The organism is Sphingomonas sp. BRN-1R (assembly GCF_057748035.1).
On the sequence record NZ_CM173236.1, the window covers coordinates 805047 to 828737 of the forward strand.

Here is a 23691-nt window from a genome sequence, read left to right on the forward strand (position 1 = left end):
GGCTCAACCCTCCGCCCAGACCCGCAGCAAGGTGTGGGCGATCGCATAAGGCGGTGGCGTCAGGAAACGGCCGGGCTCGCCCGCCAGCGCCGCGCGCACCTCCGCCCGCGTTGCCCAGATCGCATCCTCCAGCTCATAGGTGTCGAGCGTGAGGCGATCGTCCTCGGCCTGCCCGACGCAGGCGATCATCAGCGAGGAGGGGAACGGCCACGGCTGGCTGGCGATGTAGCGCACATCACGCACGCGCACGCCGGCTTCCTCGAAAATTTCGCGCGCGACCGCTTCCTCGATACTCTCGCCGGGTTCGAGGAAGCCGGCCAGCGCCGAGTAGCGGCCGGGCGGGAAGGCGGGTTGCCGGCCGAGCAGCGCGCGCCCGTCATGCTCGGCGATCATGATGACGACGGGGTCGACACGCGGGAAATGCTCGGTGTGGCAGTTGGGGCAGCGGCGGCCCCAGCCGGCGCGGAACAACGCGGTCGGCGTGCCGCAATTCGCGCAGAAGCGGTGGCGGGCGTGCCAATCGAGCACGCTGCGCGCCGCCGCATAGGTGGCCGCCTCGCCGGGAGCGAACTGGTCGAGCAGCCCCATCAGCCTTGCCGATCGCACCGAGGGCGCCGCCCCGCGCGCGGTGAAGGCGGCGAAATGCGGCACGCCATGGGCTTCGAGGCCGAGCAGCACCAGCTCCGCGTCGGCAGGCGCGGCGGCCATGTCGGTCCACACCAGCCGGCCGCCCGCGTCGAGATCGGGCTCATAGCCGTCGAGCCGCAGCAGCCGGGCGCGCGGATCGGCCACGGCGGCGCGCAAGCCTGCATCGTCATGACGCAGCGCATCGGAGCGGTCGAGCGACCCGCCGGTGAAGCCGGGCGCGATCACCGGTAGCGCGCCATGTCGGTGAGCAACGCCTTGGCGACGTCGTCGCGGATCGGCCATTTGTCGCTGGGCAGGTAATTGACCATCACCGTGCCACGGAAATGCCGCGCCGGGTCGACCCAGAAGAAGGTTCCCGCCGCACCGCCCCAGGCATAGGTGCCCTTGGCGGCATGACCCGGCACATCGACGAGGTTGACCGAGCCGCCCGCGCCGAAGCCCACCGTCGCCGGGCCGCCGGACGTGCCGCCGGTCGTGCCTGACACGCCGCCATACCGCACGCCCGGCGGCAACAGGTTGGACATCATCAGCGCCGCCGACTCCGGCTTGAGCAGCCGCACGCCGTCGAGCGTGCCGCCATCCTGCAACAGGTGCGTGAACCGGTCGTAATCACGCGCCGACGTCACCAGCCCCGCCCCGCCATAGGGGAAGCTCGGCGGCTGGAGATACACCGAACTCGTCCCCGGATCGAGCGGCACGCGGCCTTGCCCGACCCAGACATAGCCGGTGGCGAGCCGGTTCGCAGCACTTGCGGGCACGGTGAAATAGGTCGAGCGCATGCCGAGCGGATCGAAGATGCGTGTCTCGAGGAAACGGTCGAACGGCATGCCGCTCGCCACCTCGATCACGCGGCCCATCACGTCGAGGCCGATCGAATAACTCCACTTCGTGCCCGGCTCGGCGATCAGCGGCAGCGTCGCCACCTTGTTGGCGAAATCCTCGAGCGTCTTGGGCCGCACCAGCCGCACCCGCGCCTCGCTGCGCGCGTCGGCGGTGAAGGGGATGATCCCGGCCTTCTCATAGGCATCGAGCAGCGGCCCGTGCGTGATGATCGTATAGCCCAGGCCAGCGGTGTGGGTGAGCAGCTCACGGATCGTCACGGGTGAGGCCGCCGGCTTGCTGGCGAGCGAATCGGGGCTGATCTGCACGCGCATCGTCTTGAAGGCGGGGATGAAATCCGACACCGGCTGATCGAGCCCGATCTTGCCCTGCTCGATCAGCATCATCGCGGCGAGCGCGGTGATCGGCTTGGTCATCGAATAGACCCGCCACAGGCTGTCCGGCCCGGCGGCGGGGGCGGTGCTCTCGTCGGCGATGCGACCGGCGGAAACGAACTGCGTCGGCAAATCGCCCGCACCGAACGCTCCGACGATGCCGGGCATCTTGCCGTCGCGGATATAGCCGTCGAACAGCGCCTGCGTGGCGGGCAGTACGCGCGATCGGGACGGGGCGGGAGCAGGCGCGGAGGAGACGGGCAGTGCCTGAAAGGCGAGCGCACCGCTCGCGAACAGCGCGGCGAACGCGGCTGAGAGTGCGATCTGTCGGATCATGCGCTCAATCTCCTGATTTCGGTGGCCGCCTTGGCAAAGACGGTCGGCAGGCCGGCCGAGTCGAGGTCCGCGACCGGCCACCATTCGCCCGCTGTCGCATGCCCGTGCGCCTGCCCGACCGCAAGCGCGAGTTCGAGGCGAAAGTGCGTGAAGACGTGGGCGACCGTGCCCGGCAGCATCTGCCAGTTGGAGTGTGCGGGCGCGCCCTCCAGCATCGGCGGCACGCTCTCCCAAGGCCCGGTCGGCAACGCGCGCATGCCACCGAGCAGCCCCTTTGGCGGGCGGCGCACCAGCAGCACCTTGCCCGCATCCTCCAGCCAGAAGATCGTGCCGTAGCGTTGCGGCTTGGCCGCCTTGGCGGGCTTGACCGGATAGGCCTCGGGCGTGCCGGCGCGATAGGCCGCGCAGTCGGTATGCAGCGGACAGGCGAGACAGGCGGGCTTGCGCGGGGTGCAGATGCTCGAGCCGAGATCCATCATCGCCTGCGCGAAATCCCCCGGGCGGTCGGCGGGGGTGATCGTGTCGGTGGCGGCGCGGATCGCGTCCATCGCGCCCGCCAGCGGTGCGGAAATCACGAACAGCCGCGACACCACCCGCGCGACGTTGGCGTCGACCACCGCCGCGCGCTCCCCGAACGCGATCGCGGCGATGGCGGCGGCGGTATAGGCCCCGACGCCGGGCAGCGCGCGCAGCCCCGCCTCGGTGGTGGGGAACGCGCCCGCCGCCGCGACTTCGCGCGCGCAGGTGATCAGGTTGCGGGCGCGGGCGTAATAGCCAAGCCCCGCCCACGCCGCCATCAGTTCGGCCTCGTCCGCCGCCGCCAGCGCCGCCACACTCGGCCAGCGCGCCACGAACGACTCGAACTTGGGCCGCACCGCCGCGACCGTGGTCTGCTGGAGCATGATCTCGGACAGCCACACCCGGTACGGGTTGGCGCGCGGGCTTCCGGGCGGGCTCCGCCACGGCAGCGTGCGGGCGTGGACGTCGTACCAAGCGAGCAAGGCACGCGCGATGTCGGATGGGAGCTTGGCGGGCACGCCCCGCCTATGGCATGGACACCGCCGTGAGCAAACGCCGTCCTCCAACCGATGCTGCGCCTCCGCCGCGACGCGGTGGCGCGGCGCGTGCGGTTTCCGAGTTGCTGCCCGATGCCACGCGCACCGCGTTCCGCCGGTTCGGCTTCATCCAGAGCGCGGTCGTCACGCGCTGGGGCGAGATCGTCGGCAGCCGTTATGCGGGCGTGTCCGTACCCGAATCGATCCGCTTTCCGATGGGGGAGCGCACCGGCGGCACGCTCAACCTCGTCGTGCGCGGCGCGCATGCGACGATGATGCAGCATATCGCGCCCGAGATCGTCGAGCGGGTCAATCGCTTCTTCGGCTATGACGCGGTCGCGCGCGTGGTAATCCGGCAGGGCGACGTGCCCGCACCGCGGCCCCCACGCGCCGCGCCGCCGTCGATCCGGCCGGTGCCGGTCGAACTCGGAACGAGTCTCCGCACGATCGCGGACCCGGAATTGAAGGCGGTGCTCGAAGCGCTGGCGGCGGGCGTCGCCTCGACGCGCGGCGCGCCGGTGGTTGGGAAGGGTGAAGAATGAAGCGTTGGTTGGCGGTGTTGCTGGTGTGTTTCGGGTTGATGGCGCTGCCCGCTTTGGCCGCGCCGGACTGGACCACCGTGGCGAACAAGACGCCGACCGGCAGTTACGTGATCGGCAATCCCAAGGCCAAGGTGAAGCTGGTCGAATATCTCAGCTACACCTGCCCGCACTGCGCCGCGTTCAGCCGTGAGTCATCCGCCACGCTGAAGGGTCAGATGGTGAAATCGGGCTCGCTCAGCGTCGAAGTGCGCAACGCCGTGCGCGACCGTGCCGATCTGGCGGCGGCGCTGCTCGCGCGCTGCGCCGGCCCGGCGGGCTTCTCCGCCGCGACCGAGGCGATCTTCGCGCAGCAGGACACATGGTTGCCGCAGGCGATGAAGTTCGGCGAGTTCAACGACGGGCGCATCGCCGATTATCCGGTCAACGTGCAGCTCAAGAAGGTCGCGGCCGGCGCCGGGCTCGACGAGCTGATGCGCGCGCGCGGGATGAGCGCGGCCGCGTTCGACGCCTGTTTCGCCGATCCCGCCGCCGTCGCCGCACTCGCCAAGATCAGCGACGCGTCATGGCAGACGGTGAAATCCACCCCGTCGTTCATGCTCAACGGCAAGCCCTACGAATACAAGGGCTGGGCCGATCTCGAAAAGGCGCTGCGCGCCGCCGGCGCCCACTGATATTCGTACCCTCAGGAGCTGATCCAGAATGAACACCCGTTTCGCGGTCGCGGTCGTCGCGGCGATCACCCTTGCCGCCTGCAAGCCTGCCGGCGACGCGACCAGCGCCGACGCCGGCACGCCCGCCAAGCCCGCCGCCGCCAAGGCCGCGCCCGCCGGGCAGAACTGGGTCGACACCGTCGCCAGGACCGATGACGGCGGCTACCGCATGGGCAACCCCGATGCGCCGGTGAAGCTGATCGAATATGGCTCGCGCACCTGCCCGCACTGCGGCGTGTTCGATGCCGAGGGCCTGCCCAAACTGAAGGCCGGGCCGATCGCGGCGGGCAAGCTCTCCTACGAATTCCACGATTACCCGGTCCATAACCAAATCGACCTCGGCCCGATTCTGCTCGGCCAGTGCGTCGAGCCGGCGCAGTTCTTCCCGATGCTCGACCAGATGTTCGCCAATCAGGAATCGCTGATCTACCGCAAGGAGCAGATCCCGGCGGCCGATCAGGCCAAGCTCAATGCGATGTCGCCCGCGCAGGTCATCACCTATCTCGCCAAATTCTACGGCTATCTCGATTTCGTGAAGCAGCGCGGCGTGCCCGAGGCGAAGGCGATGGCCTGCCTCAACGACGGCAAGGCGCTGGAGGCGATCGCCAAGCAGACCGATGCCGCCAACCAGACCTACAACATCACCGGCACGCCGACCTTCATCGTCAACGGCAAGGTCGTGCCCAATGCGGCGGCATGGGAGCAGCTCCAGCCCGCGCTGAAGGATGCCGGCGCGCTGTAAGCACCGCTGAGAGGGCCGGGGGGTGCAGATCAAGCGGCTGCGATTGTCGGGCTTCAAGAGCTTCGTCGATCCGGCCGACCTGCGCATCGAACCCGGCCTGACCGGCGTGGTCGGGCCGAACGGCTGCGGCAAATCGAACCTGCTAGAGGCGCTGCGCTGGACGATGGGCGAGACCTCGGCGCGCTCGATGCGCGGGGCGGGGATGGAGGACGTGATCTTCGCGGGCACCTCCACCCGCCCGCAGCGCGACTTCGCCGAAGTGTCGATGCTCACCGAGATCGAGGGGACCGAGACCGAGATCGTCCGCCGCATCGAGCGCGGAGCGGGCTCGGCCTATCGGATCGACGGGCGCGACGTGCGCGCCAAGGATGTGTCGCTGCTGTTCGCCGATGCGGCGACCGGCGCGCATTCGCCCGCGCTCGTCAGTCAGGGGCGGATCAGCGCGGTGATCGCCGCCAAGCCGGCCGAGCGTCGCGCGATGCTGGAGGAGGCTGCCGGCATCGCTGGTCTCCACGTTCGCCGCCGCGATGCCGAGGCGCGGCTGCGCGCGACCGAGGCCAATCTCGCGCGGCTCGATGAGTTGATCTCGGATCAGGACGCGCGGGCCGCCGCGCTCCGACGGCAGGCGCGGCAGGCCGAGCGATACCGCGCGCTGTCCGACCAGATCCGTTTGGCCGAGGCGCGGATGATCTTCGCACGCTGGCGCGATGCGCAGGCGGCGTCGGATGCCGCCAAGGCCGAGGCGGCGGCGTGCGAGGCGCGTGTCACCGAAACCGCCGAGGCGCAGCGCGCGGCGGCGGCCGATAGCGCGCAGGCGACCAAGGCAGTCGCGCTGGCCCGCGCCGCCGCGCTGGCCGCGCGCGATGCGGCGAGCGAGGCGGGGCATACGCTCACCGCCTTGCGCGCCAGGCACGCGGCGGTGCTACGCCGGATCAAGGACCTCGACGACAGCGCCGCCCGCCTCGCCGCTGATCGCACGCGCGAGGGCGCGCTGGCGAGCGACGCGGCCGAAGCGATCGCGCGGCTCGCCGAGGAAGCGAAGGGCCACGAGGCGCGGCTGACGGCGGCAACCGCGCGACTGCCCGAACTCGACGGCGCGGTGGCGGAGGCCGAGCGGGCGGGGCGCGACGCGGAGGTCGCGCTGGCGCAAGCGCTGGCGGCGCAAGCGAGCGAGATCGCCGACGTCCGCGTCGCAGACGCCGCGCTGTCGGCGGCGCGCGCGCGGCTCGACCGGGCGGCGCGCGATCTTGCCCGCGTGACCGGCGAGGCCAACGCGCTCGCCGATGCCGCACCACTGCGCGCCGAGCGTACCCGCGCCGCCGAGGCACGCGCGCAGGCGCTGCGTCATGCCGAAAGCGCGCGGACCGCGCTGGCCGGCGCAGACGCGACCGAGCGCGCCGCGATCGGCGGGCGCGACCATGCCCAGTCGGCCCGTTCCGCCGCGCATGCCGAGCTCGCCGCGCTCGACAGCGAGGCGGCGGCGCTCACCAAGGCGACGCGGCGGGACGGACGCGACCGGCTGCTCGATCGTGTGCGGCCCGATCCCGGTTACGAACGCGCGCTCGCGGCGGCGCTTGGCGACGATCTCGAAGCGGGGCTCGATCCGGCGGCCGAGCGGCACTGGGCGGGCGCAGGCATACAGCCGGACGATCCGCTCCCGCCGCCGGGTACGACGCCGCTCGGTGCCCACGTCGCCGCGCCCGAAGCGCTGGCCCGACGGCTCGCGCAAGTGTTCGTGGCCGACGCCGACGAGGGCACGCCGCTTGCGGTCGGCCAGCGGCTGGTGACGCTTGGCGGCATACTGCGCCGGTGGGACGGCTATGTCGCGAAGAGCGGCGGCGCGGCGGCGGCGGAGCGACTCGAACGGCTCAACCGGTTGCGCGCGATCGAGGGGCTACGACCCGAACTGGTCCGCGCGGTCGAGGGCGCGGATGCCGAACTGCGCCGCATCGACGCCGCCATCGCCGACGCGCGCCGCGCCGCCGCCGATGCGCGCCGGCTGCTCGATTCGTCCGACGCCAGCGCTCGCGAGGCGGGGCGCGCCGAGGATCGCGCCGCCACCGCGCTCGAACGGCTGGAGGCGCAGCGTGCCGATCTCGCCGTGCGCACCGAGCGCGTGCGCGGCGAACATGCCGAGGCGGCGGCCGAGGTGAATCGCGCCACAACGGCACGCGCCGCGCTCCCCGACGGCAGCGCGACCCGCGCGCGCGTCGCCGCTTTCTCCGCCGATGCCGATGCCAAGCGTACCGCGATCGCCACCGTTCGCGCCGAACGCGCCGGTCTCGACCGCGCGATCGGCGACGCGCGCGAGCGGCTCGCCGCCGGGCAGGCCGAGGCGAAAGGCTGGCGCGCGCGTGCGGGCGAAGCGGCCAAGCGCATCGCCGAGATGGACAAGCGCGCGGTCGACCTCGCCGCCGAAGCCAAGACGCTCGCCGACCGTCCCGCCGCGCTCGCCGCCGAGATCGCCGCGATGGAGGCGGCCCACACGCAAGCGCGCGCCGCCGCCGACCACGCCGCCACCGCCGAACGCGCCGCCGATGCCGCCTTGCGCGACACCGAAGCGCGCGCCCACGCCGCCGCCGAGGCGCTCGCGCAGGCGCGCGAGGCCCGCGCCGGCGCGGCGGCGCGCGCGGAGAACCACGAACTGCGCCGCATCGAGATGAACCGCCTGTCGGGCGAACGCTTCCAATGCCCCTCGGTGCTGTTGCCCGAACGGGTCGGTTTCGACGGCGCCGGCGTGCGCACGCCCGCCGAGGAATCCGCAGCGCACGAAAAGCTGATGGTCGATCGCGAACGGATCGGCCCGGTCAACCTCGTCGCCGAAACTGAACTGGCCGAGCTTGAGGCGTCGAGCGCGGGCAATGCCGCCGAACGCGAGGAACTCGGCCTCGCCGTCAACCGGCTGCGCGGCTCGATCGGCACGCTCAACCGCGAGGGGCGCCAGCGGCTGCTCGCCGCGTTCGAGGCGGTCGACACGCATTTCCGCCGGCTGTTCACCACGCTGTTCAACGGCGGGCAGGCGCACCTCGAACTGGTCGATTCGGACGATCCGCTCGAGGCGGGGCTTGAGATCATGGCGCAGCCGCCGGGCAAGAAGCTGCAATCGCTCACCCTGCTGTCGGGCGGTGAACAGGCGCTGACCGCGGTCGCGCTGATCTTCGGGCTGTTCCTCACCAACCCTGCGCCGATCTGCGTGCTCGACGAGGTCGACGCGCCGCTCGACGATGCCAACATCGAACGCTTCTGCGACCTGCTCGACGCGATGGCCTGCGAGACGCAGACCCGATACCTGATCGTCACGCACAATGCGGTGACAATGAGCCGCATGCACCGCCTGTTCGGCGTGACGATGATCGAGCAGGGGGTGAGCCGGCTCGTCTCGGTCGATCTCGGCGGTGCGGCCGGATTGCTCGCGGCTTAAGCGGACCCTTCGCGGGCGTTGGCGGGTTGTTGCTGCGACCCGCCACGAAAGGACCGTCATGGCCGAAGCGCAAATCTACCGCGACCTGAAGCGCGATCACGACAAGCAGCGCGATATGCTCAAGCGACTGGCCGAACAGACCGGCGACGGCGCGGAGCGGCAGGCGCTGTTCGAGGCGTTCCGCGTCGAGTTGCAGGGCCATGCGGCGGCGGAGGAGGAGTCGCTCTACGCGACGATGCTCGGCGACCCCGAATTGCGCGACGACGCCCGGCATTCGGTGGCGGAGCACAAGGAGGTCGACGATCTGCTCGGCGAGATGGCGGGGCTCGACTTCGGCTCGGATGCGTGGAGCGAAAAGTTCTTCCACATGCGCCGCCGTTACGAGCATCACATCACCGAGGAGGAGGAGGATATGTTCCCCGCCGCCGCCGACGAGCTTTCCGACGAGGCCGAGGCGAAGCTCGCCGAGATCTACGAGGAGCGCAAGCCGCTGGAAACCGCCGAGGCCAAGGCCAATCCGCCGGGTGCCGACGAACGCGAATAGGCACCACTCCAAACCGTTCGTGCCGAGCGAAGTCGAGGCGCCTGCGCAGGGGCCTCGACTTCGCTCGGCACGAACGGAGAAGAATTGAAAATGTGAGGAAAGTGGGGAGCTTCTGTTGCTCGGTGCCCCCCGTACCGCCGGTGTCCGCTTCTGTTGCCCGGTGCGGCCCGAACCGCGTTTATGCGTCGTAACTTAGGCCGTTAAGCCGTCAGTTACGCGGCAATCGCGAGTGCTTCGTTATCGTTAGCACTTGTGGTTTTGAGCCTTGAACGGGTTACTCAGCCCGGGCAAAAACAGCGCCTTTCAATACACGTCGATCCTGGTTCGGCCCCGTCATAGCCCACCCTGAAAGGGTAGGCTGTGGTGGAGCCGCCGGGTACTGCCCCCGGGTCCGCTGCATCTATTTCACGCCGCACTTTATCGCCATAGCCACCGGACGAACCGGCCTGCACGATCCATATAGGGCGGCCAAAACTTATTGCAAAGGGGTGCCTTTCACTCGCCACATTACGGGTCCATAGCGGGCATACTATGTTGACGCAGCGTTCCCGATACGCGCTCCGCGCGATGATCTACCTCGCCGAAGCCCCCACTGGCAGCCCGCCCATTCCGATGAACCGGATTGCGGCGGAGGCGAACGTGCCGCGCAAGTTTCTCGAACTGATACTCGCCGATCTGCGCGAGGCGGGCTTCCTGCACAGCCATCGCGGCAAGATGGGCGGCTATCTGCTCGCACGTCCGACGCACCTCATTTCGCTGGGCGAAATCATCCGCGTTATCGAGGGGCCGCTCGCGCTCGTGCCCTGCGTCAGCCGCACCGCCTATCGCTCGTGCACCGACTGTAAGGACGAAGCGGCCTGCGCGATCCGCCATGCGATGCTGCGCGTGCGCGACGAGACCGCGCGCATTCTCGACGGCACCAGCCTCGCCGATACGCGCGCGGAGCATCTCGCCGCCGCGTGAACCCGGCCGGTCAGGTGACCGGGCGCTTCTTCAGTTCGTCGCGGATCTCGCGCAGCAGCGCGATGTCGGCCGGCTCGGGCGGTGCCTCCTTGGCGGGCACGACCGGCTTGTCCATCAGCTTGTGAACGCTGCGCACCAGCAGGAAGATGATGAAGGCCAGGATCAGGAAGTTGACCGCGGCGGTGATGAACGCGCCGTAGCCGAACACCGCGACGCCCGCCTTCTTCAGCGCGGCATAATCGCTCGATCCGGCAAGATTGGCGGGCACGTCGCCGAGGATCAGGAAATGGCTGGAGAAATCCAGGCCCCCGGTGATCTTGCCGATCACGGGCATGATGATGTCGTCGGTCAGCGAGGACACGATCTTGCCGAACGCCGCGCCGATGATGACCGCCACGGCGAGATCGAGCACGTTGCCGCGCGCGATGAATGCCTTGAACTCCTTGAACACCGTCGGCCTCCGTCCGTTTTCGCTTCCGCCCAGCCATGGTATCCGGGTAAGACAGCGCCGCCAAGGGTTGGAGGACGTTGATCCATGAAGTTTCGTGCCGTGTTCGCGCTGGCTGCCGCCGCCATGCTGTCCGCTTGCGGGCTCAACAGCGTGCCGACCGCCGAGGAGAATGCCAAGGCGAAATGGGGCGAGGTGCAGAACCAGTATCAGCGCCGCTCCGATCTCATCCCCAACCTCGTCGCCACGGTGAAGGCGGCAGGCGCGCAGGAAAAGGCGATCCTGGTCGAGGTGACGCAGGCGCGCGCGGCGGCGAACAGCGTCAGGATCACCGGCGACGATCTGAAGGATCCCGCGAAGGTCCAGCAATTCGCGCAGGCGCAGGGCGCACTCGGCCTGTCGCTACAACGCTTGCAGGAGGCCTATCCCGATCTGAAGTCGCAGGGCAATTACACGACGCTGATGAGCCAGCTCGAGGGCACGGAGAACCGCATCTCGATCGCGCGCAACGATTACAACGAGGCGGTCCGCAGCTATAACGTGACGATCCGCACCTTCCCCGATGCGATCGGCGCGAAGATCTTCTACGGCGCCAAGCCGATGGTGCCGTTCCAGGCGACCACCCCCAACGCCGAAACCGCGCCGAAGGTCGATTTCGGAAACGGTAGCTGAGCCGGACCGGCACGATGCCGCTGCTGCGGTTCCTGTTGCTGCTGCTCACGGGGCTGCTGATCGGCAGCCCGGCGGCGGCGCAGACCTTCCCACCGCTCACCGGCCGCGTGGTCGATGACGCGCATGTGCTGAACGCCGATCAGATCGCGCAACTGACCGCACGCTCGGCGGAGATCGAGCGGGCTTCGACGCGGCAGTTCGTGGTGGCGACGATCCCCGACCTGCAAGGCTATCCGATCGAGGAGTTCGGCTACAAGCTCGGGCGGGCCTGGAAGATCGGGCAGAAGGACGCGAACAACGGCATCATCCTGATCGTCGCGCCCAAGGAGCATAAGGTCCGCATCGAGGTCGGTCGCGGGCTCGAACCGATCATGACCGACGCGCTGTCGAGCGTCATCATCAACCAGACGATCGTGCCGAAATTCAAGGCGGGCGACATGGGCGGCGGGATCGTCGCCGGTGCCGATGCCATCGCCGAGCAGATGAAGTTGCCGCTTGAAGCGGCGGAACAGCGTTCCGCCAGCATCCTCGCGGCGCAACAGCAGAGCCGCCAGTCGGGAGACGATGTGGGCGTCGCGGCGGTGCCGATCATCCTGGTCGTGCTGGTGGTCGCCTTCGTCGGCTTGTCGTTCTTGCGGCGTGGCGCGGGCGGCCAGCGCTACACCGGAGGTAGCGGGATCGGCAGCACGGTCGCCAACGTCGCATTGTGGTCGGTGCTCGACGGCCTGTCGAACCGCGACCGGGGCGGATCGTGGGGCGGCGGCTCGTCCGGCTGGGGCGGCGGTAGCAGCGATGGCGGCGGCTTCTCGGGCGGTGGCGGCGATTTCGGGGGCGGTGGCGCCTCGGGGGATTGGTGATGGCGCGGTTCTCGCTCACGCCCGCCGATCGCGACCGCATCACCGCGGCGGTCGCGGCGGCCGAACGCGGCACCGATGGCGAGATCGTCACGATCGTCGCGCGCGAGTCCGATCGCTACAACGACGTGCCGTTGCATTATGCGGTGCTGGCGATGCTGATCGTCACCGCGCTGGCGTCGCTCGGATGGCGCACGCTCGACCTTGCCGTCGATCCGTGGGGCGAGCCCGACTTCGGACGCGCGCTGCTGGTGCTGCTGATCGTGCAGACGCTGACGTTCCTCGCGGTGCGCTACCTCGTCGGCTGGGCGCCGGTGCGGTTCGCGCTCACCCCGCGCGCGACCCGGCGGCGGCGGGTACGGCGGCGCGCCTTGCTGTGCTTCCACGTCGGCGCGGAGAACCGCACGCAGGCCAAGGTCGGCATCCTGCTCTACCTGTCCACCGGCGAGCGCATGGCCGAGATCGTCGCAGATTCCGCGATCCACGCGGCGGTCCCGCCCGAACGCTGGGGCGATGCGATGGCGGCGCTGGTGACCGAGGTGCGCCAGGGCCGCGCTGGCGACGGCATGGTCGCCGCCGTCGCCGCGATCGGCGCGATCCTGTCCGAAAGCTTCCCAAAGACGGAGAATGACGTGAACGAGCTTCCCGACCGGGTGATCGAGCTATGAGCGGCGATGCGATCGAAACCGTCTGGCAGGGCAAGTTCATCACCGTGCGCAAGCAGGGCACGTGGGAATATGTCGGCCGCGCCCGCGACATCCACGCGGCGGTGATCCTCGCGGTGGAGGACGGCGAGGTGCTGCTGGTCGAGCAATATCGCGTGCCGCTCGGGCGCCGGTGCATCGAGATGCCGGCTGGCCTGGTCGGCGACGAGACCGAGGGGGAGGGGGTGGAGACCTCCGCCGCGCGCGAGCTTGAGGAGGAGACCGGCTATCGCCCCGCCGAGATCACGGTGATCGGCGAGTTCTGTTCGTCACCCGGCATGGTGTCGGAGAGCTTCACGCTTGTCCGCGCGACCGGGCTGACCAAGGTGAGCGAAGGCGGCGGCGTGCCGGGCGAGAACATCACCGTTCACCGTGTGGCGCTGGCGAATATCCCGACGTTCATCGCGGCCAAGCGTGCCGAGGGGCTGGCGGTCGACGTGAAGCTGTTGTTGCTGCTGGGCGCTTCGGTTCTGGCTGCCTAGAAGGCGCCTTCACTCCGTTCGTCCCGAGTAGGCCGCAGGCCGTATCGAAGGACAGGCCACGAGTGACCGCCTGTGCTTCGCTACGGGCTCTCGATACGCCCTGCGGGCTACCCAATCCCTACTCAGCACGAACGGAGCTACGATGACGTAGCGCGCTGTTGGCTCGTGTCGGTCTCGCAATCTCACGCAGAGCCGGCGAAAGGCCTAGCGGAAGTTGTCCGCATAGGCCTGCAACTTCAGCTTGCGCTCGGGTGCGGCGATCACCGTGTAGGCGAGGCCCTCGCGCTCGGCATAAGCGATCGCGGCTTCCTGCGTCGGGAAGCTGATGCGGAGCTGGTCGCGCGTGTCGCCCGAGCCGGCCCAGCCGGTCAGCGGATCGGGGCGCTTGGCCTCGGCAGGTGCGAAGTCGAGCACCCAGCCGTGGGTGCGGGCGCGGCCCGACTGCATCGCGTTCTTCGGGTGCTGGTAGATACGGGCGGTGGCCATCGTCGGTCGGATTCCCTCTAAGTCGAGCCTCTTTAACGCGCACCGCGCGCTCTTGCATCCGCGTTTTTCGTGCGCGTCGTGGGAAGCGCGCCGGCGGGATCGTCGGGCCAGGGGTGGCGGGGGTAGCGGCCGCGCATCTCGCGCGCGACATCGGCCCAGCTTCCCGCCCAGAAACCCGGCAAGTCGCGCGTGGTCTGGATCGGGCGGCCGGCGGGGGAGGTGAGGCTCAGCACCAGCGGCACGCGCCCGCCCGCGATCATCGGATGCGCCGCCAGCCCGAACAGCGCCTGCGGACGCAGATCGACGCGCGGGCCGCCCTCGGCCGCATAGTCGATCGGGTGGCTGCTGCCAGCGGGGGATTGGAAGTGGGTCGGCGCCTCCGCGTCGAGCAGCCGTAGCGTGTCCCAGCCGATCACGCCGCGCAAAGCCTCGGCCAGCGCGCCGGAGTCAATCGCATCGAGCCGGCGCTTGCCGGTCAGCAGCGGGGTGAGCCATTCGTCGGCGCGCTCCAGCAACGCGGCCTCGTCGATCGCCTCGACCGGCCGGCCCTGATCGCGCAGGAAGGCGATGCGGGCGAGCAGGTCTCGTGCGGCCTCGCTCCACGGCAGCAGCGCGAAACCGCCCGCCTGCACGCCCGCCAGCAGCGCGTCGGCGATGGCGTCGCGGTCGGCATCGGCGTCCGGCCCGCTCGACAGCCGGATCGCGCCGAGCCGCCGCTCGCGCGTGGCGCGCACGCCGCCGGTGGCGGGATCGAACGCGACGCCGCGGTGGGTGACGATGCGGTCGCCGAACAGCGCCTCGACCGTCGCCGCGTCGATCGGCGCGGCCGACAGGATGCGCGCGCCCGCCGCCATCCCCTGCGTCTCCGCGACGGCGAGCCATTCCGCGCGGGCGAGCGAGGAGGTGGGATCGAGCCTGAACCCGCGCCCGCCGACCGACGCCCAGGTTTCGCCGCTCGCGTCGCGGCGGCGGGCGATGCGATCGGGGAAGGCGAGCGCAATGGCCGTGGCGATGCCGTCGCCGCTGCCCTCGCCAGCCCGCGCGACGAGGCTCGCCCAGCGCTTCGCCAGCCGTCGCCCGCCCTCCGCGCGCGGGCCGCGCTCGCCGCGCCAGCGCCGCAGCCGCATGTCGAGATCGACGTCGTTGCCGCCCAGCCCACGCTCACCCAGCAGCACCGCGACTTCGGCGGCCACCGCGCCGAGCCCGATCTCGCCAGCGCGCACCAGCATATGCCCGAGCCGGGGCGGCAGCGGCAGCCGCGCGATCGCCGCACCGTGAGCGGTAGGACGGCCGTCGGCGTCGACCGCCCCCAGCGTGGTCAGCCGCGCGCGCGCCTCGTTCACCGCCGCCTCGGGGGGCGGATCGAGCCATGCTAGCGCGCGTGGATCGCTCACCCCCCACAGCGCGCAATCGAGCGTCAGCGCCGACAGATCGGCCTCGAGGATTTCGGGCGGGTCGAAGCGCGGCAGTCCGGCGGTGGCGGCCTCCTCCCACAGCCGATAGGCGGTGCCGGGCCGCTGGCGCGCGGCGCGGCCGGCGCGCTGCGTCACCGCCGCCTGACTCGCGCGTTCGGTGACGAGCCGCGTCATCCCCGCCGCGCGATCGTAACGCGGGCGGCGCGCGAGCCCAGAATCGACCACCACAGAAATGTCGTCGAGCGTAAGGCTGGTCTCCGCGATCGAGGTGGCGAGCACGATCTTGCGCCGGCCGTCGCGATCGGGCGCGATTGCCGCGCGTTGTGCGCCGGGTTCGAGATTGCCGTGCAGCCGGTGCAGCACGTGTGTCTCGCCCAGGCCGGCGAGCCGCTCGGCGGTGCGCTCGATCTCGGCGACGCCGGGCAGGAAGGCGAGGATGCCGCCGTCCTCCTCGCGCAGAGCGGTGCGGATCGCTGCGGCGACCGCATCCTCGGTTCGCGCCTCCGCAGCGCGGCCGAGATGGCGGAGCGTCAGCGGGAACATGCGCCCGGCGCTCTCGATCGTGGGCGCGCCGCCCATCAACGCCGAGAAGCGCGCACCGTCGAGCGTCGCCGACATCGCCACCAGCCGCAGATCGGGCCGGAGCCCACCTTGCGCGTCGAGCGCGAGCGCGAGGCCGAAGTCGCTGTCGAGGCTGCGTTCGTGCACCTCGTCGAACACCACCGCCGAGACGCCGGCCAGCTCGGGATCGGTCTGGATGCGGTTGACGAAAATGCCCTCGGTCAGCACCGTCACGCGTGTCGCGGCGGAGCGTTTGCTGTCCATCCGCGTGGCGTAGCCGAAGGTCTGGCCGACCGGCTCGCCCGCCAGCGCCGCCATCCGCTCGGCGGCGGCGCGCGCGGCGAGGCGGCGTGGCGAGAGCAGCAGCACTTCGCCGCTACACCAAGGCTCACCGAGCAGCGCAGGCGCGACGGCGGTGGTCTTGCCCGCACCCGGCGGCGCGACCAGCACCGCCCTCGGTCCAGCGCCGAGCGCGGCGAGCAGATCGGGCAGGACGGCGAGGACGGGAAGCGCGGGTTCGGTCACCGATTTGCTCTAGGAGTGCGGGTGTGCTTGGGCAATGTCGGCCGGCGGCAGTCGCGACCACGCACGAACCGCTTCGGAACGTGACTTCGCGTTGGTGGGTGAAGTCCGCGTCCTAGTATCACCTGCGCCTGCGGTGCTACGGCACGCGAAAGCGACACGCGGAGTTCCCCTTGGCCGGCCATCATCATCACGCGCACGATCATGCCGGGCACGACCACGGCCATTCGCATGGCCACGGGCATTCGCACGGTCATGGTCATGTCCACGCGCCTGCCGCGTTCGACCGTGCCTTCCTGATCGGCATTTCGCTCAACATCGTGTTCGTGGGCGTGGAGGCGGGGTTCGGCTTCGTCGCGCACTCGGTCGCGCTGCTCGCCGATGCCGGCCACAACCTCTCCGACGTGCTCGGCCTCGCCATTGCGTGGGGCGGGGCGACGCTGGCGCGGCGCGCGCCGTCCAAGCGCTTCACCTATGGCTTCAAGGGCTCGACGATCCTCGCCGCGCTGTTCAATTCCTTGTTCCTGCTGGTGGCGCTGGGCGCGATCATCCTCGAGGCGGCGCAGCGGCTCGCCACGCCCGCGCCGGTGGCGGGCGGGATGGTGGCGGGGGTGGCGGCGGTCGGCATCGTCGTCAACCTGTCGACCGCGCTGCTGTTCGCGCGCGGGCGCAAGGACGACATCAACATTCGCGGTGCGTTCCTGCACATGGCGGGCGATGCGGCGGTGTCGGCGGGCGTGGTGATCGTCGGCGCGGTAATCCTGCTGACCGGCGTGACGTGGCTCGACCCCGCCGTCAGCATCGCCATCGCCGCGCTGATCGTGTGGCAGACCTGGGGCCTGCTGCGCGAATCGGTCGAGATGTCGCTGGCGGCGGTGCCGCGCGCGATCGACTATGATGCGGTCGGCGCGGCGCTCGCCGGCCTGCCCGGCGTCACGCGCATCCACGATCTCCACATCTGGCCGATGAGCACGACCGAGACCGTGCTGACCGCGCATCTGTTGATGCCGGCGGGCCACCCCGGCGACGCCTTCCTCACCGAGACGCAGGCGATGTTGCGCAAGCGCTTCGGCATCGGCCATGCGACCGTGCAGGTCGAGACGACCGAGTGCGGGACCGACTGCTGAACCCGCAGCGCCCCTGAACGACGGCGCTTTGGACAGGCGGGGGGGAAGGCGCTAGAGGCTGATCCGGTCACACCCCTTTGCCACCACCGGCCGGAGCATCGTCATTCGCCAGATCGCCGCCTTGCCCTATTGCACGGATGGTCCCGCCATCGATGCGCGGGTGCGTGTCATGCTCGTCACGTCGCGCGCGACGCGGCGCTGGGTGATCCCCAAGGGCAATCACCCCTCCGGCATGAGCGCGCATACCGCCGCCGCCGTCGAGGCCGAGGAGGAAGCGGGCGTGCTGGGGCTGGTGTGCCCGACGCCGCTCGGCTCGTACCGCTACCGCAAGCGTCGCGGCAACGGTGCGTCGCTGATGATCGACGTCGATGTGTTCCCGCTCGCCGTCAACACTGAGTTGCCCGCGTGGAAGGAGCAGTCCGAGCGCGAGCGCCGCTGGTTCAGCCTCGCCGATGCCGCCGACGCGGTCGACGAGCCCGATCTGCGCGACCTGATCCGCTCGTTCGGGCCGCATGAATTCAAGGCAGCGACGCGCCGCACCGGCCTGCTGCAAACCGTCGCGCAAAAATCGAAGGTAGGTCCGATGTTCGCCTGGTTTCAACGACTGCTGCCCAAGAGCGGCAATTTCTTCGACCTGTTCGAAGCGCATGTCGTCACCGTCGTCGCCGCCGCCGACGCGCTCGCGCGGCTGCTTCAAGACGGCAAGCACGACCATATCCGCGAGATCATCGAACGCGAGCAGGATGCCGACGACATCAACCGCGAGGTGCTGCGCACCGTGCGCGAGACGTTCCTCACCCCCTTCGATCGCGGCGCGATCACCAGCCTGATCGGGTCGCTCGACGATGCGATCGACGAGATGCAGGCCAGCGCGCAGGCGATCGACCTGTACGAGGTGACCCACTTCGAGCCCGAGATGAAGGACATGGGCGCGATCATCGTCGATGCCGCGCGGCTGACCGCGGAGGCGATGCCGCTGCTGCGCGACGTCGCCGCCAATGGTCCACGCCTGCACGAACTGACCGAGCGGCTGGTGCGCATGGAGAGCCAAGCCGACGACATCCACACCGCCGGCGTCAAGCGCGCGTTCAAGGAACAGGCCGCCAAGGAACCCGCCGGCGGCGACGCGATGGGCTTCGTCGTCGCGCGCGAGATCTACAAGCATCTCGAACGGATCGTCGATGCGTTCGAAGCGGTCGCGAACGAGATCGACGGCATCGTCATCGATCATTCCTGATCGGCTGGCACCATGTACGACCTTTCCCTGCCCCTGCTGATCGGCCTGATCGCCGTCGCGCTGGCGTTCGATTTCCTCAACGGGCTGCACGATGCCGCCAATTCGATCGCGACGGTGGTGGCGACGCGGCTGCTCAAGCCGGTCCATGCGGTCGGCTTCGCGGCGTTCTGCAACTTCGCCGCCTATTTCCTGACGATCACCTTCCCCAGCCTGCACAAGGTCGCCGACACGATCGGGCAGGGGCTGATCGACAAGGATCTCATCACCCCCGGCGTCGTGTTCGGGGCGCTTGCCGGTGCGATGGTGTGGAACGTCGTCACCTGGCTGAAGGGCATTCCGTCCTCCTCGAGCCACGCGCTGGTCGGCGGGATGATCGGCGCTGGCGTGACGCATGCCGGATTCGGCGCGGTCAAATGGGTGGGCCTCAACAAGACTTTGATCGCGATCGTGCTGTCGCCGACGCTCGGCATGATCCTGGCGATGCTCATCATGCTGCTGACGAGCTGGCTGTTCCGCCGCGCCAGCGCGCGCGGCGCGGAGAAGGCGTTCCGCAACCTCCATCTGCTCTCCTCGGGCGCCTATTCGCTGAGCCACGGCCTAAACGATGCGCAGAAGACGATGGGGATCATCACCGTGCTGCTTTATTCGACCGGCTATCTGCACGGGACGTTTGCGGTGCCGCATTGGGTGGCGATCTGCTGCTATGTCGCGATCGCGATGGGGACGATGACGGGCGGGTGGAAGATCATCGAGACGATGGGCTCGCGCATCACCAAGCTGTCGCAGCATCAGGGCTTCAGCGCCTCGCTGAGCGGGTCGATCATCCTGTTCTCGGCCTCGTGGCTCGGCATTCCGGTATCGACCACGCACACCATCACCGGCGCGGTGATCGGCGCGGGCACCGCGCGGCGCGCCTCGGCGGTGCGCTGGGGGGTCGCGGGCAACGTGGTGATCGCGTGGATCATCACCATTCCGGCGTCGGCTGCGGTCGGTGCGCTGTTCTACAGCCTGACGTTGCTGTTCTGAAGATGACAGGTTTGTCACGGAACCAAGCGCGGCAATGTTGCTTCTTTGTGACATGAAACAGATCATGACCACCGCGCTGATCGCGGCCAGCCTCGTCACCGTAACCGCGACCCAGGCCGAGGCGAAAGGCTGCATCCGCGGCGCGGCCGCCGGCGGTGTCGCCGGGCATTTCGTCGGCAAGGGCCATGCGGTCGCCGGTGCGGCGATCGGCTGCATCGCCGCGCATCACCATTACGCCAAGCGGGCACGGCAGCAACGCGCAGCGGCTCGGGCGCACGGTTGAAGGTTTCCCCGGCGGAGCGCGCCCACGTCCTCGAACGGACGCGCGCGCTGAAGATGGCGCGCTCTGTCCATGCCTATGTGCGTGGCAACACCGCGCAATTCTACGAATGGCTCGAAGCCTCGCCGGTCGCGGCGATCATCCCGCAAGGGCCGCCGGTGTGGATCTGCGGCGATTGCCACCTCGGTAATCTCGGTCCGCTCGCCGACGCCGACCGGCGAGTGGCGATTCAGATCCGTGATCTCGACCAGACCGTGATCGGCAATCCTGCGCATGATCTCATTCGGCTCGGCTTGTCGCTCGAAACCGCCGCGCGCAGCTCGGACCTGCCCGGCGTCATCACCGCGCGCATGGTCGAAGCGATGCTCGACGGCTACCTCCGCGCGCTCACGCCGCGAAGCGACGACGACGTGCCCGAACCCGACGTGGTGCGATCGGTACGGCGGCGCGCGGCAGGTCGGCGCTGGCGGCATCTCGCCAAGGAACGGATCGAGGATGTCGAGCCCGCGATCCCGCGCAACAAGCGCTTCTGGCGCCTGACCGACGCCGAGAAGCACGAGATCGACCTGCTGTTCGCAGACCCTGCGGTGCGCGCCCGCGTCTGCGAGCTTGCCGAGATCGATGCGGGCGGCAAGGTGCGCGTGATCGACGCGGCCTATTGGCGCAAGGGCTGTAGCTCGCTCGGCCGGCTGCGCTATGCGGTGCTGATCGGCCTGCGCAAGGGGCGCGACAGCGACGAGCGTTTCGCCTTGGTCGACATCAAGGAAGCGGTCCGTTCGGTTGCCCCTGCGCACCCCGGCGCGGACATGCCCGACGATGCCGGCGCGCGCGTGCTGGCGGGCGCCCGTGCGCTGTCCCCCAATCTCGGCGAACGGATGATCGCCGCGCATCTGCTCGGCAAGCCCGTGGTGCTGCGCGAACTGGCGCCGCAGGATCTCAAGATCGAGGTTCGGCAATTCTCCACCCGTCAGGCGATTGCGGCGGCCGGCTATCTCGCGTTCGTGGTCGGTATCGCGCACGCGCGCCAGTTGAGCGACGTGCAGCGCGAGGCATGGGTGGAGACGCTCGCCGGGCAGCGCTCCGCCGCGCTCGACGCGCCGACATGGCTGTGGCGTGGGATCACCGAAATGGCCGGCGCGCACGAGGTCGGCTACCTCGAACACTGCCGCACCTACGCACTGGGGTGAGCGGCGGCGTCCCGGTCTGGCGGCGATAGCCGGGGCGAAACGATAGTGCTTTACGACCGCCTCTCCGACGTCCAAAGCGGAGCGATCCCCGGGGGGCCGCTCATGCGCGGCTGAGAGGTGGGCAGCAGCCCACGACCCGCTGAACCTGATCCGGGTGATACCGGCGTAGGGAGGGTTGGCGGCATCGGTCCGGCGTCCCTCCTGTGGAGTGGACGCGTAAACGATGGCCGGTGTTTCAATTCGAGTTTCCATGGTCTGCGGGTTCGCTCCCGCGCTGCTGCTCGCCGCGCCTGCGGTGGCCGCGTCCGATCCGGCCGAACCCGCCGACATCCGCGTGGTCGGCATTCCCGATCCCGAAGGGCTGTTGCCCGACCAGACCGCCCCGCAGGCGAAAAGCGCGATTTCGAGCGACTTCATCACCAAGCAGGCGCCGACGCTCAACGCCTTCCAGCTCGTCAATCTGCTGCCCGGCGCCAACGTCTCGTCGAGCGATCCCTATGGTCTGTCGACCACATCGAGCCTGACGCTGCGCGGGCTGGGGCAGGACGAGATCGGCGTGCTGATGGAGGGCGCGCCGCAGAACGACATCGGCTATTATTACGCCTACCCCTCGCAGTTCGCCGATGCCGAGAACGTCCGGCAGATCACGCTCGCACAAGGGGCGGTCGATCTCGATTCGCCCACGATTGGTGGGGCGGGCGGGTTGCTGTCGCTCGCGCTCGACAATCCGAAGGCGGAGCGCGGCGGTCTGGTCGATCTGTCGATCGGCGAATACAATGCACGCCGGGCGTTCGTGCGGTTCGACACCGGCACGATCGGCGCGACCGGATTGAAGGCGTTCCTGTCGTACTCGAACATGCGCGCGGACAACTGGCGCGGTGCGGGTTACGATCTGCGCCAGCATGTCGATGCCAAGCTGCTCGACGAGTGGGGCGACGGCAACCGCGCCAGCCTGTCGGTGTCGTTCAACGACGCCAATTCCTCGACTTATCCGAGTCCGACGCTCGCCGACTGGCAGGCGGAGGGGCGCGGCTTCAACTACGACAGGCGCTACACCGACGGCGACACCAATTACTGGCGGCTGTACCGCGCGCCGTTCCGCAACATCTACGTGTCCGCGCCGCTTCATTTGAAACTAAGCGACCGGCTGACGCTCGACACCACCGGCTATCTGCAATTCGGCTATGGCAATTCGCCCTACGGCACGCAACTGAGCACGACCGGCAATTACCTCGGCACCGAGGCGCTGGCCGATCCGGTGCCGCTGCCCGGCACGGTCGACGGGGTGGCGACGGTGCTCGGCAATTTCACCGGCGATCAGTTCCGCGGTGGCGGGGTCGCCAAGCTGACGCTTCAGGCGGGCGCGCATACGCTCGTCGCCGGGCTGTGGGCGGATTACGGCACCGACCGCGTGCTCCAGACCTACACGTCGATCGGCGCGGATGGCCGCCCGGTCGATCCGTGGGGCTATCAGGACCATGCGATCCGCACCGCCGACGGCCGCCTGCTCGCCTACGAGAACGAACGCACCGTCACCGTGACCAAGGCTTTCTTCGTCGCCGACACGATCGCGCTCGCGCCCGGCCTGACCGTGGATGTCGGCTTCAAGGGCGTCGACGTCCTGCACAATGGGCGCAATTACTTGCCCGGACCGCAATCGCGCGTGCGGTTCGACAGTTTCGCCGCGCTGCCGCGCGCTGCGGTGCGCTATCAGCTCGACGACCGGCAGCAGGTGTTCGCCAACATCACCACCAACTTCCGCGCGCCCGATGAATATACGCTCTACAACGTGTACGACAGCGGCGCGGTGTCGGGGCAGGGGACGACCGCGCTCAAGAACGAATATTCGGTCTCGGAAGAAGTCGGCTATCGCTACATCGGCGCGCGGCTATCGGCGTCGGTGACGGGCTTCCACTACCACTTCCGCAACCGACAGCTTGCGACCGTGGTCGATCTGGGCGGCGCGCAGATCAACTCGACGCTCAACGCCGGTCGCCAGACCAGCTACGGCGTGGATGCCGAGATCGACTATCGCCCGGCCAAGGGCGTGAGCGTCTACGTCTCGGGCGAGTATCTCCACGCGCGGCTCGACGACGATATCCCAATCGGCGACGATTTGCTGCCGACCAGGGGCAAGCAGGCGGTGTCGAGCCCGACCTATCAGCTTGGCCTCGGCGGCACCTATGACGACGGGCGGCTGTTCGGCAGCTTCGCGCTCAAATATGTCGACCGCCAATATGCGACGTTCACCAACGACGAGAGCATCAAGGGCTATGCCACGCTCGATCTGTCGGTGGGCGTGCATCTGGCCGAGTGGCTCGACGGCAAGCGTACCGATCTGCGGCTGAACGCGATCAACGTCACCGATCCGCATGTGCTGTCCGGCGTCGAGGCGATCAGCACCAACGCGCAGGACACGATCGGGCGGGGCGGCACCGTCATCCCCGGCAGCGCGCCGGCCTATTTCATCGGCAGCGGGCGCGGTGTAATCGCGACGCTGTCGCGCGCGTTCTGA

Annotated in this window: 22 protein-coding genes, 1 other RNA gene and 1 riboswitch; of the genes, 16 read left to right on the forward strand and 7 right to left on the reverse strand. The window is 69.4% G+C overall.

The genetic code is table 11. The features are described 5' to 3' along the window. Positions 1 to 3 precede the first annotated feature (3 nt). The 3 genes from nudC to AC3ANX_RS03695 are packed head-to-tail and all read right to left on the reverse strand — an operon-like array spanning position 4 to position 3199. A complete protein-coding gene (gene nudC, locus AC3ANX_RS03685; protein WP_488335684.1) occupies positions 4 to 873 on the reverse strand; it encodes an NAD(+) diphosphatase in 870 nt (289 codons plus the stop codon). Further along, complete coding sequence (locus AC3ANX_RS03690; protein WP_488335685.1) at positions 870 to 2198, reverse strand: serine hydrolase domain-containing protein; 1329 nt, start codon at positions 2196 to 2198, stop codon at positions 870 to 872. The genes nudC and AC3ANX_RS03690 overlap by 4 nt, the downstream gene beginning before the upstream one ends. After that, positions 2195 to 3199 carry an A/G-specific adenine glycosylase gene (locus AC3ANX_RS03695; RefSeq protein ID WP_488336874.1) on the reverse strand — a complete coding sequence of 335 codons (1005 nt, stop codon included), beginning with the start codon at positions 3197 to 3199 and terminating at the stop codon, positions 2195 to 2197. The genes AC3ANX_RS03690 and AC3ANX_RS03695 overlap by 4 nt, the downstream gene beginning before the upstream one ends. A 50-nt stretch (positions 3200 to 3249) precedes the next feature. On the opposite strand from AC3ANX_RS03695, the gene AC3ANX_RS03700 reads away from it, so the two are divergent. From AC3ANX_RS03700 to AC3ANX_RS03720, 5 genes are read left to right on the forward strand one after another with little or no spacing between them, the layout of a single operon-like run. Beyond that, positions 3250 to 3795, forward strand: a complete 546-nt coding sequence (locus tag AC3ANX_RS03700; protein WP_488335686.1) for a DUF721 domain-containing protein — start codon at positions 3250 to 3252, stop codon at positions 3793 to 3795. Then, on the forward strand, positions 3792 to 4466 hold the full coding sequence (locus tag AC3ANX_RS03705; protein WP_488335687.1) for a thioredoxin domain-containing protein: 675 nt from the start codon (positions 3792 to 3794) through the stop codon (positions 4464 to 4466). Before AC3ANX_RS03700 ends, AC3ANX_RS03705 begins: the two co-directional genes overlap by 4 nt. A gap of 28 nt (positions 4467 to 4494) precedes the next feature. Then, positions 4495 to 5247: a thioredoxin domain-containing protein gene (locus AC3ANX_RS03710; RefSeq protein WP_488335688.1), complete on the forward strand. Its 753-nt coding sequence runs from the start codon at positions 4495 to 4497 to the stop codon at positions 5245 to 5247. Between the two features lie 22 nt (positions 5248 to 5269). Next, the gene (locus AC3ANX_RS03715) at positions 5270 to 8668 is read left to right on the forward strand and encodes a chromosome segregation SMC family protein (protein ID WP_488335689.1); all 3399 of its coding nucleotides are present in this window, start codon (positions 5270 to 5272) and stop codon (positions 8666 to 8668) included. A gap of 58 nt (positions 8669 to 8726) precedes the next feature. Further along, positions 8727 to 9212 carry a hemerythrin domain-containing protein gene (locus tag AC3ANX_RS03720; RefSeq protein WP_488335690.1) on the forward strand — a complete coding sequence of 162 codons (486 nt, stop codon included), beginning with the start codon at positions 8727 to 8729 and terminating at the stop codon, positions 9210 to 9212. A 139-nt stretch (positions 9213 to 9351) separates the two neighbouring features. Here AC3ANX_RS03720 and ssrA read toward each other — a convergent pair. Next, positions 9352 to 9701: a transfer-messenger RNA gene (gene ssrA, locus AC3ANX_RS03725) on the reverse strand. Between the two features lie 42 nt (positions 9702 to 9743). Here ssrA and AC3ANX_RS03730 point away from each other — a divergent pair. Then, positions 9744 to 10175 carry an RrF2 family transcriptional regulator gene (locus AC3ANX_RS03730; protein ID WP_488335691.1) on the forward strand — a complete coding sequence of 144 codons (432 nt, stop codon included), beginning with the start codon at positions 9744 to 9746 and terminating at the stop codon, positions 10173 to 10175. Between the two features lie 10 nt (positions 10176 to 10185). Here AC3ANX_RS03730 and mscL read toward each other — a convergent pair whose 3' ends face one another. Continuing rightward, positions 10186 to 10626, reverse strand: a complete 441-nt coding sequence (gene mscL / locus AC3ANX_RS03735; RefSeq protein ID WP_488335692.1) for a large conductance mechanosensitive channel protein MscL — start codon at positions 10624 to 10626, stop codon at positions 10186 to 10188. An 84-nt stretch (positions 10627 to 10710) separates the two neighbouring features. Between mscL and AC3ANX_RS03740 the strand changes: the two genes are divergently transcribed. From AC3ANX_RS03740 to AC3ANX_RS03755, 4 genes are read left to right on the forward strand one after another with little or no spacing between them, the layout of a single operon-like run. Further along, on the forward strand, positions 10711 to 11295 hold the full coding sequence (locus AC3ANX_RS03740; RefSeq protein ID WP_488335693.1) for a LemA family protein: 585 nt from the start codon (positions 10711 to 10713) through the stop codon (positions 11293 to 11295). A gap of 14 nt (positions 11296 to 11309) precedes the next feature. Next, positions 11310 to 12152: a TPM domain-containing protein gene (locus AC3ANX_RS03745; protein ID WP_488335694.1), complete on the forward strand. Its 843-nt coding sequence runs from the start codon at positions 11310 to 11312 to the stop codon at positions 12150 to 12152. Then, positions 12152 to 12817, forward strand: coding sequence for a TPM domain-containing protein (locus AC3ANX_RS03750; protein WP_488335695.1), 666 nt, complete (start codon positions 12152 to 12154; stop codon positions 12815 to 12817). Before AC3ANX_RS03745 ends, AC3ANX_RS03750 begins: the two co-directional genes overlap by 1 nt. After that, positions 12814 to 13335, forward strand: a complete 522-nt coding sequence (locus AC3ANX_RS03755) for an NUDIX hydrolase (protein ID WP_488335696.1) — start codon at positions 12814 to 12816, stop codon at positions 13333 to 13335. The genes AC3ANX_RS03750 and AC3ANX_RS03755 overlap by 4 nt, the downstream gene beginning before the upstream one ends. Positions 13336 to 13539: 204 nt before the next feature. Here AC3ANX_RS03755 and AC3ANX_RS03760 read toward each other — a convergent pair whose 3' ends face one another. Beyond that, entirely contained in the window at positions 13540 to 13821 is a 282-nt protein-coding gene (locus AC3ANX_RS03760) for an ETC complex I subunit (RefSeq protein ID WP_488335697.1), read from the reverse strand. Between the two features lie 32 nt (positions 13822 to 13853). Then, a complete protein-coding gene (gene hrpB, locus AC3ANX_RS03765; protein WP_488335698.1) occupies positions 13854 to 16322 on the reverse strand; it encodes an ATP-dependent helicase HrpB in 2469 nt (822 codons plus the stop codon). Positions 16323 to 16492: 170 nt separating this feature from the next. Between hrpB and AC3ANX_RS03770 the strand changes: the two genes are divergently transcribed. From AC3ANX_RS03770 to AC3ANX_RS03795, 6 genes are all read left to right on the forward strand, one after another. Next, positions 16493 to 17446 (forward strand): cation diffusion facilitator family transporter, encoded by a 954-nt coding sequence (locus tag AC3ANX_RS03770; protein WP_488335699.1) that lies wholly within the window; start codon positions 16493 to 16495, stop codon positions 17444 to 17446. 169 nt (positions 17447 to 17615) lie between these two features. Next, complete coding sequence (locus tag AC3ANX_RS03775) at positions 17616 to 18683, forward strand: DUF47 family protein (protein WP_488336875.1); 1068 nt, start codon at positions 17616 to 17618, stop codon at positions 18681 to 18683. A 12-nt stretch (positions 18684 to 18695) separates the two neighbouring features. Beyond that, positions 18696 to 19709 carry an inorganic phosphate transporter gene (locus tag AC3ANX_RS03780; RefSeq protein WP_488335700.1) on the forward strand — a complete coding sequence of 338 codons (1014 nt, stop codon included), beginning with the start codon at positions 18696 to 18698 and terminating at the stop codon, positions 19707 to 19709. A 64-nt stretch (positions 19710 to 19773) separates the two neighbouring features. Then, positions 19774 to 19992: a hypothetical protein gene (locus tag AC3ANX_RS03785; RefSeq protein WP_488335701.1), complete on the forward strand. Its 219-nt coding sequence runs from the start codon at positions 19774 to 19776 to the stop codon at positions 19990 to 19992. Next, the gene (locus AC3ANX_RS03790) at positions 19989 to 21176 is read left to right on the forward strand and encodes a DUF2252 family protein (protein WP_488335702.1); all 1188 of its coding nucleotides are present in this window, start codon (positions 19989 to 19991) and stop codon (positions 21174 to 21176) included. Before AC3ANX_RS03785 ends, AC3ANX_RS03790 begins: the two co-directional genes overlap by 4 nt. Before the next feature lie 79 nt (positions 21177 to 21255). Beyond that, positions 21256 to 21365: riboswitch (TPP riboswitch) on the forward strand. A 61-nt stretch (positions 21366 to 21426) separates the two neighbouring features. Beyond that, positions 21427 to 23691: a TonB-dependent receptor gene (locus tag AC3ANX_RS03795; RefSeq protein ID WP_488335703.1), complete on the forward strand. Its 2265-nt coding sequence runs from the start codon at positions 21427 to 21429 to the stop codon at positions 23689 to 23691.

What these genes read in the sequence shown, in the direction of transcription:
- AC3ANX_RS03785 (WP_488335701.1), top strand. Translation starts at nt 19,774, where the DNA reads ATGACCACCGCGCTGATCGCGGCCAGCCTCGTCACCGTAACCGCGACC.
- AC3ANX_RS03755 (WP_488335696.1), top strand. Translation starts at nt 12,814, where the DNA reads ATGAGCGGCGATGCGATCGAAACCGTCTGGCAGGGCAAGTTCATCACC.
- AC3ANX_RS03760 (WP_488335697.1), bottom strand. Translation starts at nt 13,821, where the DNA reads ATGGCCACCGCCCGTATCTACCAGCACCCGAAGAACGCGATGCAGTCG.
- AC3ANX_RS03740 (WP_488335693.1), top strand. Translation starts at nt 10,711, where the DNA reads ATGAAGTTTCGTGCCGTGTTCGCGCTGGCTGCCGCCGCCATGCTGTCC.
- AC3ANX_RS03775 (WP_488336875.1), top strand. Translation starts at nt 17,616, where the DNA reads ATGCTCGTCACGTCGCGCGCGACGCGGCGCTGGGTGATCCCCAAGGGC.
- AC3ANX_RS03710 (WP_488335688.1), top strand. Translation starts at nt 4,495, where the DNA reads ATGAACACCCGTTTCGCGGTCGCGGTCGTCGCGGCGATCACCCTTGCC.
- AC3ANX_RS03780 (WP_488335700.1), top strand. Translation starts at nt 18,696, where the DNA reads ATGTACGACCTTTCCCTGCCCCTGCTGATCGGCCTGATCGCCGTCGCG.
- AC3ANX_RS03705 (WP_488335687.1), top strand. Translation starts at nt 3,792, where the DNA reads ATGAAGCGTTGGTTGGCGGTGTTGCTGGTGTGTTTCGGGTTGATGGCG.
- AC3ANX_RS03795 (WP_488335703.1), top strand. Translation starts at nt 21,427, where the DNA reads ATGGTCTGCGGGTTCGCTCCCGCGCTGCTGCTCGCCGCGCCTGCGGTG.
- AC3ANX_RS03690 (WP_488335685.1), bottom strand. Translation starts at nt 2,198, where the DNA reads ATGATCCGACAGATCGCACTCTCAGCCGCGTTCGCCGCGCTGTTCGCG.
- AC3ANX_RS03720 (WP_488335690.1), top strand. Translation starts at nt 8,727, where the DNA reads ATGGCCGAAGCGCAAATCTACCGCGACCTGAAGCGCGATCACGACAAG.
- AC3ANX_RS03730 (WP_488335691.1), top strand. Translation starts at nt 9,744, where the DNA reads ATGTTGACGCAGCGTTCCCGATACGCGCTCCGCGCGATGATCTACCTC.
- AC3ANX_RS03745 (WP_488335694.1), top strand. Translation starts at nt 11,310, where the DNA reads ATGCCGCTGCTGCGGTTCCTGTTGCTGCTGCTCACGGGGCTGCTGATC.
- AC3ANX_RS03750 (WP_488335695.1), top strand. Translation starts at nt 12,152, where the DNA reads ATGGCGCGGTTCTCGCTCACGCCCGCCGATCGCGACCGCATCACCGCG.
- AC3ANX_RS03700 (WP_488335686.1), top strand. Translation starts at nt 3,250, where the DNA reads ATGGACACCGCCGTGAGCAAACGCCGTCCTCCAACCGATGCTGCGCCT.